This is a genomic window from Infirmifilum sp. (assembly GCF_049970975.1).
Classification (GTDB): Archaea; Thermoproteota; Thermoprotei; order Thermofilales; family Thermofilaceae; genus Thermofilum; species Thermofilum uzonense.
Window position 1 is genome coordinate 1 of the sequence record NZ_JBMFLX010000221.1, and the last position, 1,019, is coordinate 1,019.

General features: G+C 42.3%; 2 protein-coding genes. Both read left to right on the forward strand.

The genetic code is table 11. The features are described from left to right. Positions 1–912, forward strand: a 912-nt coding sequence (locus tag ACP5KC_RS10715; RefSeq protein ID WP_428287592.1) for a glycosyltransferase, incomplete at its 5' end; no start/stop codon positions are given. Then, a partial coding sequence (locus ACP5KC_RS10720) for an NAD-dependent epimerase/dehydratase family protein (RefSeq protein WP_428287593.1) occupies positions 905–1,019 on the forward strand: 115 nt, incomplete at its 3' end. The genes ACP5KC_RS10715 and ACP5KC_RS10720, both read left to right, overlap by 8 nt.

A 1,019-nucleotide genomic window follows, 5' to 3' on the forward strand; every position in this document is an offset into this window, starting at 1 on the left:
GTTAAATGGCCTGTGTGGAGCCCCGGTAAGGCATATCATATACCAATGATGCGGAGAAGATTAGAGGACTGGCTTTTAAGGGAGGCTAAGGGCTTTGATATTATTCATATACACAGTGTACATAGTGTGTTTTCCGTGAGTATTCTTAGGTATTTATCTAGGTTAGGGCTCTTCATTGTTTTGACACCTTATTATCACGGTAGTGGGCACACCCTATTCAGGAGGTTTTTATGGCTGTATTGGAGGAAATACGTTAGAAACCTCATAAAAAGATGCGGTGTTGTTCACACGGTTTCTAGGTTTGAGGCTGAGCTTGTGAGGAGGGACTTTGGTGTTGATGCTGTTGTTATTGAAAATGGTGTTGAGGGCTGGATTAAGGAGGTTAAGTGGGTTCCAAGTAATTACGTGATGTATAGCGGTAGAATAGAAAGTTATAAGAACATAGACTTATTGGCGCAAATAACAAAGTTGCTCAATACTGAGTATGGTATTGACCTGGAGTTAAAGGTATTTGGTGAGGGTCCGTATAAAACTAAGCTTAAGAAGATTCTTGACTCTCTCGGTATTAGGTACGAGATTAAGGGCTTCCAGCCATTTGAGAAATATATTGAATTGCTATCTCACGCCAGTCTCTATGGACTGCTTTCGCAGAAGGAGTCGTATCCACAGAGCATAAATGAGGCTAATGCAATAGGAGTGCCTACCTTAATCGCTAAACCCTGGGGCATCAACTTCCAAGGTAGGAGTAGAACCTTAGTCATAGACTTGAACAAGAACATCAGAAGTATTACAAAGATAGTATACGAATTCCTCGAGAGAGCACCAAAGGAGCAGAGAAGCGATGTACCAACATGGGACGATGTAGTGAATACGTATATCGCAAAACTGTACGCGAGACCATACCATGGTTAAGACCGTCTTAGTCACTGGCGGAGCAGGGTTCATAGGTAGCCATCTAGTCGATAGGCTCATTAGAGAGGGTTACGAGGTTAGAGTCATAGATAATTTTAGCACGGGAA